We start from the raw sequence: 17,664 nt of genomic DNA on the forward strand, positions 1-17,664 counted from the left end.
CGCCCGTGCCCTCAGAGCGTGAAGCCGCCGTCGACGTTGAGCGTGGACCCGGTGATGTATCCCGTGTCCCGTCGGGCGAGGAATGCCACGGCGTTGGCCACGTCGCCGGGCTGGCCGTTTACCGGTCGCCAGCATCGGCCGTAGCTGATCGGCGAAGTCACCCTCGTCGGGATTCATGTCGGTGGCGATCGGGCCCGGCTGCACGTTGTTGACGGTGACGCTGCGACGGTGAAATGCGCGGGGCGTCCACGGTCGTGATCCACCGTGCAATGGACCTCCGCCGACCCGGTCGATACCCGCGTTCACCAGCGGCAACAGTGGCACGAAGCCTACGATGAATCCGTGGTGGCCGGGGATTGGCGGGCGAATGTGCCGGCGGCCACGATCGGGCGACCGCACACCCGGGGTTCCCTGGTAGCCCGCGAGGACGTGCTTCGACGGCTGACCGCCGACGGCGCCCAGCTGGTGGTGCTCACCGCGCCCGCGGGGTACGGCAAGACCAGTGCGGCGGCGCTGTGGGACGACGCCGACAGCCGGCCTTTCGCGTGGGCGCGCATGGACCAACTCGACGAGGATCCCGCACATCTGCTGCTGCACATCGCGACGGCCGTCGCGGCGGTGGCGACGGTCGACGGCGCCGTGCTGAGCTATCTGCGCGGGCCCGGCCGCGATCCACTCACCCATCTGCTGCCGGCACTGGGCGCGGCGCTCGAGGCCGCCGACCCGCTGGTCATCGTTCTCGACGACGCCCATCATGTGACGTCGCCCGACGCGTTGGAGGCTCTGCAGGCGCTGATCGCCGCCGCACCGGCCCACACCACGATCGTCGTGCTCGGGCGCGTGCACCCCCGACTCGAATTGGCCCGACGCCGATTGACCGACGACGTCGTGGAGATCGATGCGTCGGCGCTGATGTTCTCCGACGTGGAGGCGACCGCGGCGCTGGTGTCGGTGATCGGGGCGGAGCGCGGCGCCCGCGCGGTCGCGGCGGTCGTCGAGCTCTGTGAGGGCTGGCCGGCCGGAATCATGCTGGCGGCCATGGCTCTTCGGGACGGGGCACCGGTCGACGCGCTCGTCGGCAGGCGGGGTCCGGTGGTCGACTACCTGGTCGAGGAGGTGCTCGAGCGGATCGATCCCTCCGCCGTGACGTTCCTCCTCGAATCGTCTGTGCTGGAACGCTTCAGCGCGGCACAGCTCAACATGGTCCTCGGCCGCGACGACTCCGCCGCGATGCTCGACCGGCTCGCCGACGGGGGCAATCCGTTTCTCGTGGTTCTCGGTCAGCACGGGGTGTGGTTCCGCTATCACCGGCTTTTCGCCGACGTGCTGCGTCAGCGGATGCAGACGCAGACGCCGAAGCGGTTCCGCGAGTTGGCGACTCGGGCCGCTGAGCTCATGGAGCGGGAAGGCGACATCGACGGTGCCCTGGTGCACGCGATCGCGGCAGGCGATCGTCCCCGCGCCGCCGCGTTGGTGGGCCGGGATGCGGCGCGCCTCGGATTCGACGGTCGTGCTGGCGTGCTCGCGCGTCGGTTGGCGATGCTGGAGGACCGGATCTTCGTCGAATATCCCGATGCGGCGCTCGCGCGGGCCTGGCTCGGCGTCACCACCGGGGATGCCGACACGATCCACCGGTCGCTGATGCTCGCCCACCAGGCCGATCAGGGAGAACCGCTGGCCGACGGCACGCCGTCGGTGGAAGTGGCTGCGGCCCTGATCGGTTCGCTGGTCGGCGTCGGTGGCATCGACGAGGTGGTGCGCCATGCCGACATCGTCCGCGCAGCCGGCGACAGCCTGGTCAATCCGTGGTGGGGAGCGGCCACGGTGATGAAGGGCGCCGCCGAGTCGATGCGCGGTCAGACACAGCACGCTCGGCTGCTCCTCGAATCCGCTCTGCCGGTGACCGAAGACCTCCCGGGATTCCAGGCAGCCGCTCTGGCCCACCTCGCGCTGCTCGATCTGGCGGCCGGCGACGACGCTGGTGCGATCGAACGCAGCGATGCCGCGCGGACACTCGTCGACAAGTACGACCTGTGTGACGTGGTGCCGATGGTGGTCGTCTATGCGGTGAGTGCGGTGATGGCCGCCCGGATCGGTGACGCGTCGGCGGCCCGCGAGTCGGTGGAGGTGACCGAGCGGCTGCTGGTCCGGCTGGGCCGGTTGGCGGCCCGCACGTCGCTGCTCGGGCACGGGCTGCTCGCGTGGACGGCCGCGGTGCTGGGCGATCGGGATCTGCTCGGCACCCATCTCGACGCCGCCGAACGGGCCCGTCGGCGTGAACCCGGCGCCACCGCGCTGTCGGCTCGTGTCGACCGGGTGCGTGCCATGGTGGCGGGCAGTACCCACCCGCTGACAGGAGCGGAGTTGCGGCTGCTGCCGCTGCTGGCGACGCACAAATCGCTGCAGCAAATCGCCGACGACCTCGTCATCGGTCGCGAAACCGCCAAGAGTCAGGCGACGTCGATCTATCGGAAGCTCAGTGTGTCCACGCGCGGCGCCGCCGTGGCGGAGGCCAGAAGAATTGGACTTCTCAGCGGCTGATCTCGGTGCTCGAACAGCCGGCTGACGAGGCCCGGGGTCAGCAGCCGAGTGCGGCGCAAGGGAAGGCCGACCCTGCGCTGACCCCAGGCGATGGGGAGACTACCCCGCGGGCAAATCGTTTGGGCGTTGTTTCGGCATTTCACCCGTTGTGGGGGATGTCCCGGACGGCAGCGCCTCCTAGCGTCGGAAGCAGTGACGCGGTGGCCGCACGGCCATCAGCGGAATCGTCGGCAGAGGGGGTGAAGCGTGCGCCGTCTCTCCTTGGTCGTCACGCCGGCCCTGGTCGCGGCCGGCCTGGCCGTCGTACCCATGACCTCGACGCCGATGGCTGCCGCCGGGTGCGTGAAGACCAACGGGATCTCGGTATGCGACAGCGGAAGTGACGCAGGCAGTGGTCCGGCGGTGCCCTATCCCTGTGATCTGGACTGGTACTGCTACGACGGTTCCTCGTGGGACATGGGGCTGGACATCGACGTGCCTACTCCGGGACCGCCGCCCGACATCGGCAGACCCGGCCGGCCCGACATCGGTCAGCCCGGCCGGCCCGGTAACCGCCCGGGCGGCGGCGGCGGAGGGCGATGATGACACGTATTCGGAAAGTCGTTGGCGATGGCGCGGTTTCATCGGTTGCGAGGCATCCTTCGCGCGGTGGCGCCGTGCTCGGCATGATCCGGCCGATGCCTGTGGCCGCAGTGCTGGCGACCGCCGTCCTGGTGGGCGCGGGTCTGGAGGCGGCTCCGAGCGCGCGTGCCGATTGTGTGAGCTCGGGGGGCACCACGATCTGCTCGCAGGGCGAAGTGCGCGGCGCCGACAACGGGGCGGGGCCCGGCACGGGGGGTGGTCCGTACGTGCCGTACCCGTGCGATTACGACTGGTACTGCAACGACGGGGTCACCTGGGACATCAACATGGATTGGGACCCGGGGGTCGGCATCGGGGCGCCGGGCCGGCCGGGAAACCGGCCGGGCGGCGGCGGTGGCGGCGGCGGTGGACGTGGGGGACGGCGTTGACGAAATCAGTGACGATCGAGGAGAAGACAGTGGCCATTCAATTCATCACCGCGAGGCGGCTGTTGGCGGGGGTGCTCGGCGTCGCTGCCGTCATGGCCGGTGGCGCCGTGCCCGCGCAGGCGCAACCCAACTGCACGGCAGCCGATCTCGCGGGCATTATGTCGGGCATCACCGCTGCGACGTCGGCCTACCTGTTCACCCACCCTCAGGTCAACGACTTCTTCACGTCCCTCAAGGACGTGCCGAAGGAGGACCGCCAGGCGGCACTGTCCGACTACGCGACCGCCAACCCGCAGGTGCAGGCGGAGTTGCAGGGCATCCGGCAGCCCGCCGTCGACTTCCGCAACCGCTGCGGGTGACAGAGAAGCGCCGAAACCTCCTCGCCCCCTGAGCTTTGACGCTATCGTCATTTCGCCGGGGGGTGTTCGAGCGAGGTGGGGAACATGGTGAATCTCGGTGTCCAGTCGGTCGTGTCGGCCGGCGTGGCGACGATCCTCGGGGCCGCAGCGGTCATCGCGCCGGTCGAGCACAGGCCGCCGACGCCACCGCTGGTGGCCGGCCACACGACGGTCGATGTCGCGTTGTCGGCGGCGGTGATACCCCTGCCGTCACCGGCAGGGGATCGCAGGGTCGCCGTCGCCGTCATGCCGAAGGCCTCCACCGCGACCGCGAATCCCATTGCGCCGCAGGTGTCGACGGTGGACCTCGCTGCGTTCCCAGCGCTCGGCTCCGCGATCATCGGCGTCTACAACGCGGTGGAACCGTGGGTGGCGTGGGGATTCGATGTCGCGCAGTACGCGGTCGGATGGGTCCCGGTCGTCGGCTGGCTGGCACCGCAGATCGGCATCTTCTACGACTTCGGCGAGAGCATCGTGCAGAGCGTGGTGTTCAATTTCGCCAACTGGATCGACGGGAATGTCACCTTCGTCGAGGGCATCGGCAACATCGCCCGCGACAGCTGGAACGCGACCGTGCAGTTGGGCGTCAACGAGTTGAACTGGATCCTGCCGCCGTTGCCGCCGTGGCCGCCGATCTTCGGTGGTCGGGTTGCGACGGCGAATGCCGAACCGGCCGCGGCTGATCAGCTGGTGGCCGAGGCGGCGCCGCCGGCGCAGGAAGCCGCGCGTGCGCCGGAGGTCCCGACCGACGCGCCCGCTGAGAACGAGTCGACGCCGCAGGAGGCGACTCCCGACGAGACAGCTCCCGACGAGGCAGCTCCCGACGAGACGGCTCCCGGTGACGCGCAGGAGGCCGCCGTCACTGAGGATGCCGCCCACGACGACGTCGCCGATGCCACTGGTGCGAGCCAGGACGCGGAGGCGACTCCGGACGCCGATCCCGCCGACACGACCGAGAACACGACGAGCGACACGGCCGAGGACACCACCAAGGACACTGCGAAAGACACTGCGAAGGACTCGGGCGCTGCCGCGCAGGCCGACAACGACTCTGCCGGCAGCGACTCTGCCGGCAGCGACTCTGCCGACAGCGGCACGGAATAACGCGACCGGTCAGCGCTGCGGCGCGGCGACCGCGTCGGCGAGCACCGCCGGAATGCCCGGCACCCGGCCGACGCCGTCCATCAGCGTGTGCGCGCAGAGGTCGGCGATGAGGTCGACGTCCAGCGACGGGTCCATCAACCGCTGTCGGCACATCTCGAACGTGAACGCCAGCCAGCCGTAGACCGTCGCGCGCAGATCCCGTTCCACCTTGTCGTCCATCGGCCCGCCGACGACGGCGGTCATCCGGCCGAGGATGCGGTCGGCCTGGCGGTCGTTGTCGATGTCCTCGATGCCCCGCAGCAGCGGATCCGTGCGGCCGATGCCCGACGACGCGGCCCACGCGCGGTGCGGATGTTCCTCGTCGTAGCGCAGGTACGCCAGCACTCCGCAGCGCACCTGCCCGAAGAGTGTCTGCCCGGGCAGCGGCGGTGTGTTGGTCGCCTCGAACAGGCGCTCACCTTCGGCGCGCACGACGGCGGCGAAGAAGGCTCGCTTGTCGGGAAAGTAGTGGTACATCAGCGCGCGGGAAACCCCGGCCCGTTCGGCGATCTCGTCGATGCGGACGTTGTCGTACGGCCGCTGGCCGAACACCTCGGCGCCGAGTGCGAGCAGTTCGGTGCGGCGCGCGTCGGGTGACAGGCGTCGGCGTGGTCCCGCCATGACTCCGATCCTGACACATGTCCGACAGCGGTCGAGAGCAGGCTCGCCGCCTAGGCCTGCGACGCCTCCCGGTCGGGTTGCACCCCGCTGGGGCCGAACCGTGCCCCGGTGCGCTTCAGGCGGCGTTCGAAAAGTCGCTGCAGCGGTGTGGCGACGAACGTCGTGATGATCGTCATCACCGCCAGGATCGTGTACAGCTTGCCCGAGATCAGGCCCGCCTCCAGGCCGATGTTGAGCAGGATGAGTTCCATCAGGCCGCGGGCGTTGGCGAGTGCGCCCATCGACCCGGCCTCGTACCAGCTCATGCCCTGCCAGCGCGCCGCCAACCCGACGGCGCCGAACTTCGCGGCGAACGACACCAGCAGCACGATGGCCGCCATCAGCAGGGTGGAACCGTCGAGGATCAGGTTCAGCTGGGTGTTCAGGCCCGAGTAGATGAAGAACGCCGGCAGCAACAGGTAGGCGGTCAGCGGTTCGAACCGCTCGCGGACCGTGTCGAGCAGCGCGCCGCGCGGCATCACCAGCCCGGCCACGAAAGCGCCGAACACCGAATAGATCCCGACCAGGTCGGTGAACCAGCTCGCGGTCAGCACCACCAGCAGGATGATGCTCAGCTGCGCGATCGGCAGGCCGCCGGTGCGTTCGGTGTCGGCGCGGCGCGGTGTCCACGTCTCGAGGCGCGCCAGCAGCGGCCGGCCGAGGTACAGCATGAACAGCAGATAGAGCAGGCCGCCGCCGACGGCCACGACCGCGCCGAGCAGGCTGCCCTTCGCCGTCGCCACCACGGTCGCCAGCAGCACCCACGAGCAGGCGTCGTCGACCGCGGCGCAGGACAGCGACATCGTGCCCAGCCGGGTGTTCAGCAACCCGGAGTCGTAGACGATCCACGCCAGCATCGGGAACGCGGTGATCGCCACGGCCGCCGCCACGAAAAGACCGCCCTGCCAATGCGCGACCTTGTCGGTGAAGTAGCCGCCGGAATCGACCATCCACCAGCCGAGCACGCCGCCGAGAACGAGCGGGACGCCGATGCCGGCCGCCGACGTCGCGCCCGCCTGCCGGCTGTGCGCGCCGAGGATGTCGAGCTTGAACGACGATCCGACCAGGAACATGTAGAGCACGAGCCCGAGCTGGCCGACGACGTAGATGGCGATCAGGTTGGGATGGGTGATGGTCTCGGCGCCGATGGTCAGCTTCTTCGGGAACAGCCACTGCTGCGCGGCCGGCCACAGCCACCCGAGAACCGAAGGGCCGAGCAGGAATCCGGCCACCATGATGGCGACCACCTGAACCTGGCCGAGGCGGCGGAACAGCGGCCACAGCAGCCGGTAGGTCGCCAGGATCACCACGATCTGCAAGAAGAAGTGGTAGGTGATGGTCAGCAGCGGCGGCATGTCAGCGCTGCTCCGACCATCGGAAGGCCCGCAGGCAGGCCAGCAGACCGATGACGGTCCACGCGGCGAGCACCAGGAAGATCCGGCCGTGCTCCCAACTGCCGGCCGGCTCGGCCGTGACCATCTGCGGGGGTAACAGCACCGACCGGAAACCCTGGGCCATCCACTTCACCGGGAACAGCGATCCGATGATCAGCATCCAGGTCGGCAGCATGATCAGCGGCACGTAGGTGCCCGAGACGAACTGCAGCCCGACCGCGGGGCCATTGGTCAGCACCGCCGCCGACACCGCGTTGTTCGCGATGTTGCTGACCAGTACCCCCAGCAGCGAACAGCTCGTGATGCCGAGCGCGAAAACCCAACCCAGCGTCCACCATTCGGCCAGGCCGGTCGGCAGCCGCAGGCCGAAGACGAGCACCCCGACCGCGAGCAGGATGACCGCCTCGGCCAGGCTGGCGATCGCGACCAGTGCGATCTTGCCGACGAAATACGACGTGGCCGTCGCCGGAGTGCCGCGCAGCCGGCGCAGCGCCCCGGTCTCGCGGTCGGCGGCGACGCTGATGCCCAGGTTGATGAACGACGTCGAGAGGATGCCGTAGGCGAGCATGCTCGCCGCGATCACCGCCCCGGTGCTGACGTCGCTGCCGGGCATCGCCGCCGAGAAGATCGATCCGAGCAGCAGGCAGATGATCGCCGGCATCGAGAACGTCAGCACCACCTGCTCGGGGCGCCGGTAGAACATCTTGAGTTCCGGCACGATGCGCGACACCCCGATGCGCAACGCCGAGGGCAGCGCAGGCGACGACGGGACGGCACTGTGCCGGGACCGTGCCGGCTGGTCGATACGATTGGTCGCCATCACGGCTGCCCGATCAGGGTCAGATACGCGTCCTCGAGCGTGGGCCGGGTGACGGTGAGGTCGGTCATCTCGGTGCCGTCGGCCGACCGCGTCCGGATGAACTCGGTCGGGCGGTCGGTCTCCACGACGCGGGTCTCGCCGTGTTCCGTCCACCGCACCGTGGCCACCGAGTTCGCCTGCGCGGTCAGGCGTTCGGGCGTGTCGACGGCCACCACGCGGCCACCGGCGATGACCGCGACGCGGTCGGCCAGCGTGGCGGCCTCCTCCAGGTAGTGGGTGGTGAGCACGATGGTGGTGCCGTCGGCGGCGAGAAGCCGGATCAGATCCCAGAATTGACGTCGCGCCTCCGGGTCGAAGCCGGTGGTCGGTTCGTCCATGAACAGCAGTTCGGGGGTGGCGATGATGCCGAGCGCGACGTCGAGCCGGCGGCGCTGACCGCCCGACAGGGTCCGCACCCGGGAGTCCGCGGTCGCCGCGAGCCCGACGAGGTCGAGCACGTCGTCGGCCGCGCGGGCCTGTCCGTAGCACTGCCGGAACATCTGCACGGTCTCGGCGACGGTGAGCACACCGAAGTCGCTGGCCTCCTGCAGCACGATACCGATCTTGGCACGCCACTGCCGATCCGCGGTTCCGGGATCTTCGCCGAGCACCCTGACCTGCCCCGCATCCCGCGTGCGGTGTCCCTCGAGGATCTCGATGGTCGTCGACTTGCCTGCGCCGTTGGGTCCCAGGATCGCGACGATCTCGCCGTAAGCGACGTCCAGGTCGACGTCGCGGACGGCGGCCAGCCGGCCGTAGGACTTGCTGAGCCCCCGGACGTGGACGGCAGGCGCCTGATCTGCCGCGGTCACCGCTAGCCGGCCCCTTCCAGGTCGTCGAGCAAGGCGCGCAGTTCGTCGTCGGACAGCGTCTCGATCAGGCGGTCGAAGTCCTCTGCGGGAACCGCGGTCTCGGCGTCGTGGCCGGCCGCCTCGGCCTCGCTGTCCGCGTGGATCTGCCGGAGCTCGGAGAGTATCCGTGCCGCGAGGGAGTTCACGCTGACACCGCGCAGGATCTCGAGCACCGGCAGGTCGATGGAGAACATGCTGTTCACCCGCACCCGGAACTCCATCGCCATCATCGAGTCCAGGCCCAGGTCGTCGAGCATCACCTCGGGATCGATATCGCTCGGCGCGCAATCGAACACGTTGGCCACCACGGTGCGGACGTGTTCGGTCACGACGCCGAGCCGTTCGTCATCGGGGGTGGCGGCCAGGATGTCGATGATCGAGGCCCCTCCGGCGTCCCCGCCTGCGGCGCCGGTGTCCTGGAGGTCGCCGAAGATCGCCGGCAGGTGTGCGCTGAAGCTGGCCTGGCGGGCGCGCCCCCAGTCGGCGGTGATCGCGACGACGTGCGGCGTCTTCTGCGCGAGGAGCCGATCGAGGATCCGCACGCCCGCGCCGGGGGTGATCAGCTCGATGCCCCGCTGCGCATAGATCCGTTCCAGCTTCAGCTCCTCGACCATGCCGACCGACCACGGACCCCAGCCGATCGTCAACGCGGGCAGCCCGCGCAGCCGGCGGTAGTGCGCGAAGGCGTCGAGGTAGGCGTTGGCGGCGGCGTAGTTGCCCTGCCCGGGGGAGGCGATCACCGAGCCGGCCGACCCGAACATCACGAAGAACTCGAGCTCGGCCTTCTCGAAGGCGTTGTGCAACAGCCGGGTTCCGATGACCTTGGGGGCCATCACCGTGGCGAAATCCTGCTCGGTCATGTTCACCAGCAACCGGTCGTCGACCGATCCGGCGGCGTGCACGATGCCGCGGATCGGGGGCAGGCCGCCCTGCAGGTACTCGTCGCGCCAGCGTTCGACCTGCTCGGCATCGGTGATATCGACAGCGGCGCACCGCACCTGGGCGCCGAGGCGTTCGATCCGGCGGATCGTCTCGACGGTTTCGGCTTGCGGGTCGTCCTGCGGTAGATGCGGCCACAGGGCGCGGGCGGGGATCTCCCGGCGGCTCAGCAGCGTGATGTGCCGCGCACCGCGCTCGGCGAGGTAGAGGGCGACGCTGCGGCCGAGCGCTCCGGTGCCACCGGTGACGACGTAGGTGGCGTTGGCGCTCAGCTTGGTCGGGAACGGTTTGGTCAGTGTCGCGCAGGGACGCAGGCGGGGCGCCAGCGTGGCGTCGCTCCGGAGCGCGATCTGGTCCTCGCCGTCGGTGCCGAGCAGGTGCCGGCAGAGCTGTTCGGCGGTCAGGTCCACGTCGTCGGTGTCGTCGATGTCGACCAGTCCGCCCCACAGTTCGGGGAATTCCTGATGTCCGATGACCCGGCCCAGACCCCACACGGTGGCCTGGTCGACGGCCAGTTCCTCGGTGCCCAGCGCCGGTTGCGCGTTGGCGGTGACCACGTGCAGGCGCGGTTTGGCCCCGTCGAGTTGGGCGAGCGCGTTGACCAGGTGCAGCAGCGTGATGACACCGAGCCGGTCGTCGGAGCCGGCGTAGATGTCCACGGGCCAGAGGTCGACGACGCCGGTCAGTGCGCCGTCCCGTGCGGCCAGTACGGCAAGGAGCTCCCGAACCTGTTCTGCCCGTTGCGGGTTGACGGCGTACCCCTCGTCGACCGCGGTGAGTGTGTCGACCGGTTGGTGGATGACCTCGCAGACGCGGTGTCCGCGTGCGCGCAGTTGCCGGCCGAGTGCCGCGCCGAATCCGACGGTGTCGTCGAAGATCAGCCACGAACCGGCCCCGGTGGCTTCAGCCTCCTCGGCCTCCTCAGCCTCGGCGGTTGCCGGGAGGGCTTGCCACTGCACCTCGTAGAGGCCGCGGTCGATGCGCTCGGTCGACATCGCCGAGGATGCGCTGAGCGACTGGACCGTGAACCCGTGCAGCACCGCCAGGGTCTCGCCGAGTCGGTCGACGATCGTGATGTCGCTCTCGATCTCCTCCCGCCCGGCCGACACGACGCGCACGTGGACCGTCATGTCCTGTTGCGGCCTGCCGTAGACGGCGCTGTGCCGCACCCGTGTCGGGAGGTAGGTGCCTGCGTCCGCCCCGGTGACGGCCGTCGTGCCGAACAGTGTCTGGAACGCGCCGTCGATCAGCGCGGGATGGAAGTGGAAGTCCTCGAGATCGGTGGCGACCCCGGCCGGGACGGCGAGTTGCGCTCTGGCCCAGCCCTCGCCGCCGGCGACGTCGCGCACCGGGCGGAACACCTCTCCGTACTCGAAGCCGAGCGACGCGGTGCGGGCGTAGAACTCGTCGGCGCTCAGGTGCACCGCGGTCCGGTCGTCGGTGGCGACGTCGTGCGCGGGCGGCGAGCCGAGGGTGTTGAGTTCGGCGGTCGCGGTCACCGTCCACCCGAAATCGCCGTCGCCGATCGCGGTGAACGCGGTGAACTCGATCGTGCCCTTGGCCTCGTCGAGGGTCGTCCGCACGACAGGGTCGCACGTGTCGTCCAGGATGAGGGCGCGGTGGAGTTCGAGATCGTCGACGCTGCAAGCAGATCCGTAGGTCACCGACGCTGCGGCCAATGCCATCTCGAGGAACACGGCGCCGGGGACCACCACGGTGCCCTGCACCTGGTGGTCGGCCAGGAACGGCAGCACGGTGGTGCTGAGCTCGACCTCCCATGCCGGGTGCGCGCCCGCCACCGGCTGTCCCAGGAGCGGATGCACCGGCTGGTAGTGCAGATCCTCGGCCGCCTCCGGGGTCTCGTTCCAGTACCGCTTCGACTGCCACGGGTAGGTCGGCAGCCCGACGAGGCGCGCACCGTCGGCGGGATGCACCGTCTCCCAATCGATGTCGTGGCCGTGGCTGTGCACGGTGGCGACGCAGTTCATCAGGGTGCGGGCGTCGTCGTCGCCGCGCCGCTGGCTCGGCACCGTGAGCACGCGTTGGGATCCGGCGATCTCCAGCAGTGACGCGGCCAGCACCGGGTGCGGGCCCAGCTCCACGAAATGGGTGTAGCCGTCGTCGAGCATCCGGCGCGCGGCGGCTTCGAAAAGCACGGTGGCGCGGGTGTTCTGCCACCAGTAGGCGGCGCCGGCTGCGTAGTCGGTGAGCCGTTCGCCGGTGACGGTCGAGTACAGCGGCAGGGTCGCCGTCGCCGACGACAGGCCGTCGAACGCGGCGTACAGGTCCTCTCTCACGGTGTCCATGTAGTGCGTGTGATAGGGCACCTTCACCGCGAGGTAGCGGTTGAAGATCTGCGCCTCGTCGAGTTGACGGACGATCTCAGCGAGGACGTCCTCGTCACCGGCGATCGTCACGGCGTGCGGGCTGTTGATCGCCGCGACGGACACCCGGCGGCCGAATTCCGCGGCGCTGGCGGGGTCGATCGTCTGCATCAGCGCTTCGGCGCCGAGGCCCACGGCGACCATGCGGCCCAGCCCGGTGGTGCGCTGCTGCAGCCGGCTGCGGTGGTAGATCACCGACACGGCCTGCTCGAAGGTGAGCAGCCCGGCGAGATGGTGCGCGGCCACCTCGCCGGCACTGTGCCCGATCACCGCGTCGGGCACCACACCGAAGTGGCGCAGCTGCTCGGCCAGCGCGATCTGGATCGCGAAATTGGCCGGCTGCGCGACCTCGGTCTCACCCATCCGGGTCGAGTCGTCGTCGCGCCGCAGTTCTTCCAGCAGTGACCAGCCGCTGTGGCGGGCGAACTCGCGGTCGGTGCGCTCGATGCTGGCGGTGAAGACGGGGTAGACGTCGAGCAGCCCCCGGCACATCTGCGCCCACTGCGGGCCCATGCCGGTGCAGACGAACGCCAGCTTCGGCGTCTCCGGCCCCGAGCGTCCCAGGACGGCCTGTCCGCCGCCGGCGGCCAGGGCGTCGAGCTGATCGCGGGCGTCGTCGATGCCGTCGACGGTCAGGGTGCGGCGGTAGCTCAGGTGCGAACGGCGCCGACTCAGGGTGTAGCCCAGGTCGGCCAGCGCCAGATCCGGTTGCGCGCGAACGTGATCGGCGAGCTGCCGGGCCGTGGCGGTCAGCGCCTCCTCGGAGCGGGCGGACAGGGGCAGCAGCGTCAGGGCCGCGTCCGCACGAGACTCACGGGGTGCAGCGGTGACGGTCGGCGGTTCGGCGAGCACGACGTGGGCGTTGGTCCCGCCGAACCCGAACGAGTTCACGCCGGCGACGCGCCGCTTCCCGCCGGGGAACGGCTGCGCGGTGCGCGGGACGTCGAGATGCAGGTCGGCCAGCGGGCTGCTCGGGGTAGTGAGGTGCAGGCTCGCCGGGATCGTCCCGTGCTGCAGCGCCAGTGCGGCTTTGATCAGCCCCGCGACGCCGGCACCGGCCTCGAGGTGGCCGATGTTGGTTTTCACCGAGCCGATCAGCAGCGGGTCGTCGGCGGAACGGTCGGCGGCGAGCGCACCGGCCAGCGCCCGTGTCTCGACGGGGTCGCCCACCGGGGTTCCGGTGCCGTGCGCCTCGACGTAGCCGACGTCGCCGGGCTGCACACCGGCCCGCTGCAACGCGGTGGTGATCGCCGCACGTTGGGCGTCTTCGCTGGGCACGGTGATGCCGTCGGTGTGGCCGTCCTGGGTGACGGCGGTGCCGAGGATCTGGGCGTAGATGTGGTCGCCGTCGCGCACCGCCTCGGACAGGGGTTTGATGACGACGACGGCGCCGCCCTCGCCGCGGGCATAGCCGTCGGCGGATTCGTCGAAGGCCTTGCAGCGACCGTCGGGGCTGAGGAAGCCGCTCTTGGATTCGGCGATCGCGGTGTTGGGGCCGACGATGATGTTGACCCCGCCGGCCAGCGCGAGGGTGCAGTCACCGTTCCAGATGCTCTGTGCGGCAAGGTGGACGGCGACCAGTGAGCTGGAGCAGGCGGTGTCGATCGCCATGCTCGGACCGCGGAAGTCGAACGCGAACGAGATCCGGTTCGCGAGCATCGTCATCATCATCCCGGTCGCGGAATGCGGCTTGAAGCGGAACCGGCTGGTGCGGCCCTGGTTCTGCAGCAGCTGGTAGTCGAGCGTGAAGCCGCCGATGAACACGCCGACGTCGGTGCCGGCCAATCCTTCTGCGGGGATGCCGCCGTCTTCGAGCGCCTCCCAGGTGGCGTGGAGCAGCAGGCGCTGCTGGGGATCGAGAAGGTTCGCCTCGCGCGGGGAGATTCCGAAGAACGCGGCGTCGAACTGGTCGATCTCCTCGAGGTATCCGCCGCGTCGGGTGACCATCTTGCCGGCTTTGCCCGGATGCGGATCGTGGAATCGGGGGGCGTGCCAGCGTGATTCGGGGACCTCGCGGGTGGCGTCGGTCTCACTGAGCAGCAGCCGCCAGTAGTCCTGCGGCGAGTCGACTCCGCCGGGTAGCCGGCAGCCGATGCCGACGATCGCCAGCGGCTCCCGGTGCTGGTCGGCAGGTTCGGTCATGCCTGTCATCGGGCCGCTGCGGTGCACAGAACCCAGTCGGTGCTGATCGGGTTGATCGCCTGCTGCTCGCGGTACACCGACCGGAGTTCGCGCAGCAGCGAATCCCGTTGCCACGCCTGGGCCTGGGCCATCACGTCGTCGTCGGAGAAGCGCGACGCCTTGTCGGTGAGCACGTCGTCGATCACCTGGCCGGCGACCTGACGCAGCAGCAGCGCATTGGCGTCGAACTGCTCACGGACCGCCGCGGACGTGCCCATCATCGAATGGTGCAGCACCGCCATGAAGTTCAGCGGCACGTACAGGTCGACGAACCGCGGCGGCGAGGGGTCGTGTTCGACGGCGGCCCACTCGCGCAGGAACTGCTGCATGCGGTTGCTCAGGTCGATCAACCCCTGCAGGTAGGGCACGAGTTCGGGATCGTCGGCGACCTGGGTGAATCGGTCGTTGCTGTACAGGAATCCGATGAAGCCCCAGTAGAAGGCGATGTCCCAGATGACCTTGACCGCCATCACCGACGGCGAGCCCATCAGCACGTACTGATCGCGGTAGATGTTGCACCACATGTCGGTCAGCGAGCGGAACAGGGAGTCGCTGATGGCGGCGCGGGCGACGACGTCGGCGCCGTCGAGCTCGCGGGTGATCAGGTCGGTGACCAGTCCGTTGCCGATGGCGACCAGGTCCAGCCCCGACGAGTAGAGCGGATCGAGGAAGACGCCCGCGTCACCGGTGAGGCACCAGCGGGCCTGTCCGTCGTAGACCTTGTCGACGGTGTGGCTGTAGTTCTTCATCACCCGGAAGTCCTGGATCTGCTCGGCGTGTTCGTCGAGCACGGCGGCGCATTGCGGTTCGTGCCGGCGCAGCCAGGTCATCGCCTTGTCCAGGGTGTTGTACTCGTCGAAGGGGTGGAAGGCCGGGTCGGCCACGATGCCGACGCTGGTGGCGCCGGAAGCGAGCCGGATCAGCCACACCCAATAGCCCTCGCCCATCAGGTGATTGGTCGAGAATTCGCGTCGGCCCTCGGTCAGCCGGGAATGCCAGGTCGGGTCGTCGCTCCAGCCGCCGACGTCGATCTCGGTCTTGATGCGCAGCCACGCCGCGCTGCACTGGTGTCCGTTGGCGCGCTTGAGATCCAGTTCGCGGGGGAGCAGCCGGTTGCGGCCGGACGCATCGACGACCCAGCGGGCGGTGGTCTCGGTGACGTCGTCGTCGCGCTGGATGGACAGCCGGTGCGGCGCGGTACCGGCGCCGAGGTCCACCGACCGGACGCGGCCGGTGGCGAACGCGACACCGTCGGCGACGCAGCGGCGGTAGAGCTCGTTCTCCAGCCGGCCGCGGTCGATCTGATAGGTGGTCTGCGGCACGAACGCGCTGCTGCCGACCTCCACCCGCTGGGCGATGTCGGTGTTGCCGTTGTTGGTGAAGAACATCCGCAGCCCCATCTTGCGCAGCTGGGCGTCCTGCAGGTGATCGGCCAGGCCGAGCCGGTCACGCAGATAGTGCGCGGAGATCTCGACCGTGGACTCACCGACGGTGTGGGTGATCTCGGGCACCGGGTGCGGTGTCGGCTCGACGACCAGGACCCGGGTCCCGGGGCGCTCGGAGCGCAGTTGCAGCGCCAGCGTCAGGGCCGCGACACCGCCGCCGATGATCGCGACATGGTGCTCGCTCGGGTCGTCACCGGCCGCGGCGAGCCGCGATTTGATGCGTCGGGCGAGAGCGTCCCGTGCCTTGTCATCGAGTTGCGACACCTGCGCTCGCACGTCCACGGTCGTCCTTAAGTTCGTAGTTGCAGTTACTTCGTGTTGTTACGTTGGGCTGTGACCCGGGTGGGTCGGGTGAGGCTGCATGGTCGTAGCCGGCCCTGGTGGTGCGGCNTCCTTAAGTTCGTAGTTGCAGTTACTTCGTGTTGTTACGTTGGGCTGTGACCCGGGTGGGTCGGGTGAGGCTGCATGGTCGTAGCCGGCCCTGGTGGTGCGGCTTGAAAGGACTGGCCGCCCGGCCTGCCTGGACTCCTCTGGCCGCTGATTGAGATCTGCGATGTGATCGCTTGTTTAAGGAAATGCTGGCGGGGTTGTCCATGGGGATCATGTTGGTAGACAGGCGAAAAGAGGGGGGATGACGACGGGCCAGGTGTGGGCTGGAGTGGATGTTGGTAAAGAGCATCACTGGGTTTGTGCGGTCGACGACAGCGGGAAGGTGGTGTTGTCGCGCCGGCTGGTCAACGACGAGCAACCGATCCGGGAGCTCGTCGCTGAAATCGACGAGCTGGCCGAGCGAGTGTCGTGGACGGTGGACCTGACCACGGTGTATGCCGCACTGGTGTTGACGGTGCTGGCCGACGCCGGCAAAACGGTCCGGTATCTGGCCGGCCGGGCGGTGTGGCAGGCCTCGGCGACCTACCGCGGTGGGGAGGCCAAAACCGATGCCAAAGACGCTCGGGTGATCGCCGACCAGGCGCGCATGCGCGGCCAGGACTTGCCCGTTCTGCATCCCGATGATGACTTGATCAGCGAGTTGCGGATGCTCACCGGCCATCGCGCCGACCTGGTGGCCGACCGCACCCGCACGATCAACCGGCTGCGCCAGCAACTCGTCGCGGTCTGCCCGGCCCTGGAACGAGCCGCCCAACCGAGCCAAGACCGTGGCTGGGTGATACTGCTGGCGCGCTACCAGCGTCCCAAAGCGATTCGACAAAGCGGTGTTTCGCGGCTGACCAAAGTCTTGACCGATGCCGGTGTGCGCAACGCCGCCTCGATCGCGGCGGCTGCGGTGGCTGCAGTGAAAACCCAGACGATGCGCCTGCCCGGCGAAGAGGTGGCCGCCGGGTTGATCGCTGATCTGGCGCGGGAGGTGATCGCCCTCGATGACCGCATCAAGACCACCGACGCCGACATCGAGGGCCGATTTCGCCGCCATCCACTCGCCGAGGTGATCACCAGCATGCCCGGCATAGGATTTCGGCTGGGCGCCGAATTCCTCGCCGCCGTTGGTGATCCCGCGCTGATCGGATCGGCTGACCAACTCGCGGCCTGGGCCGGCCTGGCGCCAGTGTCTCGAGACTCCGGAAAGCGCACCGGACGACTGCACACCCCCAAGCGTTACAGTCGCCGACTGCGCCGAGTCATGTACATGTCGGCGTTGACCGCGATCCGCTGCGACCCAGATTCCAAGGCCTATTACCAGCGCAAACGAGACGAAGGAAAGCGGCCGATCCCCGCCACCATCTGCCTGGCGCGACGGCGCACCAACGTTCTCTACGCCCTCATCCGTGACAACCGGACCTGGCAACCTGATTCACCCCCGGTCACCGCCGCGGCTTGACTTCTTCATTGAGAGTCCTTTC

General features: G+C 69.2%; 13 protein-coding genes. 6 read left to right on the forward strand and 7 right to left on the reverse strand.

Annotated features, from left to right (window positions below; all coding sequences use genetic code 11):
• Nucleotides 1-11: 11 nt before the first annotated feature.
• Entirely contained in the window at nucleotides 12-161 is a 150-nt protein-coding gene (locus tag MCHLDSM_RS39550) for an SDR family oxidoreductase (RefSeq protein ID WP_280513800.1), read from the reverse strand.
• A 181-nt stretch (nucleotides 162-342) separates the two neighbouring features.
• Between MCHLDSM_RS39550 and MCHLDSM_RS19420 the strand changes: the two genes are divergently transcribed.
• The 5 genes from MCHLDSM_RS19420 (at nucleotide 343) to MCHLDSM_RS19440 (ending at nucleotide 5,053) form a co-directional block, all read left to right on the forward strand.
• The gene (locus MCHLDSM_RS19420; RefSeq protein WP_048471602.1) at nucleotides 343-2,541 is read left to right on the forward strand and encodes a winged helix-turn-helix domain-containing protein; all 2,199 of its coding nucleotides are present in this window, start codon (nucleotides 343-345) and stop codon (nucleotides 2,539-2,541) included.
• A 246-nt stretch (nucleotides 2,542-2,787) separates the two neighbouring features.
• Nucleotides 2,788-3,123 carry a hypothetical protein gene (locus MCHLDSM_RS19425; protein WP_053083030.1) on the forward strand — a complete coding sequence of 112 codons (336 nt, stop codon included), beginning with the start codon at nucleotides 2,788-2,790 and terminating at the stop codon, nucleotides 3,121-3,123.
• Between the two features lie 95 nt (nucleotides 3,124-3,218).
• Complete coding sequence (locus MCHLDSM_RS19430) at nucleotides 3,219-3,551, forward strand: hypothetical protein (RefSeq protein ID WP_048471604.1); 333 nt, start codon at nucleotides 3,219-3,221, stop codon at nucleotides 3,549-3,551.
• A gap of 29 nt (nucleotides 3,552-3,580) precedes the next feature.
• A complete protein-coding gene (locus tag MCHLDSM_RS19435) occupies nucleotides 3,581-3,910 on the forward strand; it encodes a heme-binding protein (RefSeq protein WP_407661927.1) in 330 nt (109 codons plus the stop codon).
• Nucleotides 3,911-3,994: 84 nt separating this feature from the next.
• A complete protein-coding gene (locus MCHLDSM_RS19440; RefSeq protein ID WP_060937662.1) occupies nucleotides 3,995-5,053 on the forward strand; it encodes a hypothetical protein in 1,059 nt (352 codons plus the stop codon).
• 9 nt (nucleotides 5,054-5,062) lie between these two features.
• Here the strand turns inward: MCHLDSM_RS19440 and MCHLDSM_RS19445 are convergent, their stop codons facing one another.
• From MCHLDSM_RS19445 to MCHLDSM_RS19470, 6 genes are read right to left on the reverse strand one after another with little or no spacing between them, the layout of a single operon-like run.
• Entirely contained in the window at nucleotides 5,063-5,713 is a 651-nt protein-coding gene (locus tag MCHLDSM_RS19445; RefSeq protein WP_048471587.1) for a TetR/AcrR family transcriptional regulator, read from the reverse strand.
• Between the two features lie 50 nt (nucleotides 5,714-5,763).
• On the reverse strand, nucleotides 5,764-7,107 hold the full coding sequence (locus MCHLDSM_RS19450) for a cation:proton antiporter (RefSeq protein WP_048471588.1): 1,344 nt from the start codon (nucleotides 7,105-7,107) through the stop codon (nucleotides 5,764-5,766).
• Nucleotide 7,108: 1 nt separating this feature from the next.
• Nucleotides 7,109-7,966, reverse strand: coding sequence for an ABC transporter permease (locus tag MCHLDSM_RS19455; protein WP_048471589.1), 858 nt, complete (start codon nucleotides 7,964-7,966; stop codon nucleotides 7,109-7,111).
• Entirely contained in the window at nucleotides 7,966-8,817 is an 852-nt protein-coding gene (locus MCHLDSM_RS19460) for an ABC transporter ATP-binding protein (protein ID WP_048471590.1), read from the reverse strand. Before MCHLDSM_RS19460 ends, MCHLDSM_RS19455 begins: the two co-directional genes overlap by 1 nt.
• 2 nt (nucleotides 8,818-8,819) lie before the next feature.
• On the reverse strand, nucleotides 8,820-14,321 hold the full coding sequence (locus MCHLDSM_RS19465) for a type I polyketide synthase (protein ID WP_048471606.1): 5,502 nt from the start codon (nucleotides 14,319-14,321) through the stop codon (nucleotides 8,820-8,822).
• 5 nt (nucleotides 14,322-14,326) lie between these two features.
• Nucleotides 14,327-16,081, reverse strand: coding sequence for an NAD(P)/FAD-dependent oxidoreductase (locus MCHLDSM_RS19470; protein WP_048471607.1), 1,755 nt, complete (start codon nucleotides 16,079-16,081; stop codon nucleotides 14,327-14,329).
• A gap of 355 nt (nucleotides 16,082-16,436) precedes the next feature.
• Between MCHLDSM_RS19470 and MCHLDSM_RS19475 the strand changes: the two genes are divergently transcribed.
• Nucleotides 16,437-17,642: an IS110 family RNA-guided transposase gene (locus MCHLDSM_RS19475; RefSeq protein WP_006247666.1), complete on the forward strand. Its 1,206-nt coding sequence runs from the start codon at nucleotides 16,437-16,439 to the stop codon at nucleotides 17,640-17,642.
• The last annotated feature ends 22 nt before the right edge of the window (nucleotides 17,643-17,664 follow it).

The organism is Mycolicibacterium chlorophenolicum (assembly GCF_001044235.1).
Classification (GTDB): Bacteria; Actinomycetota; Actinomycetes; order Mycobacteriales; family Mycobacteriaceae; genus Mycobacterium; species Mycobacterium chlorophenolicum.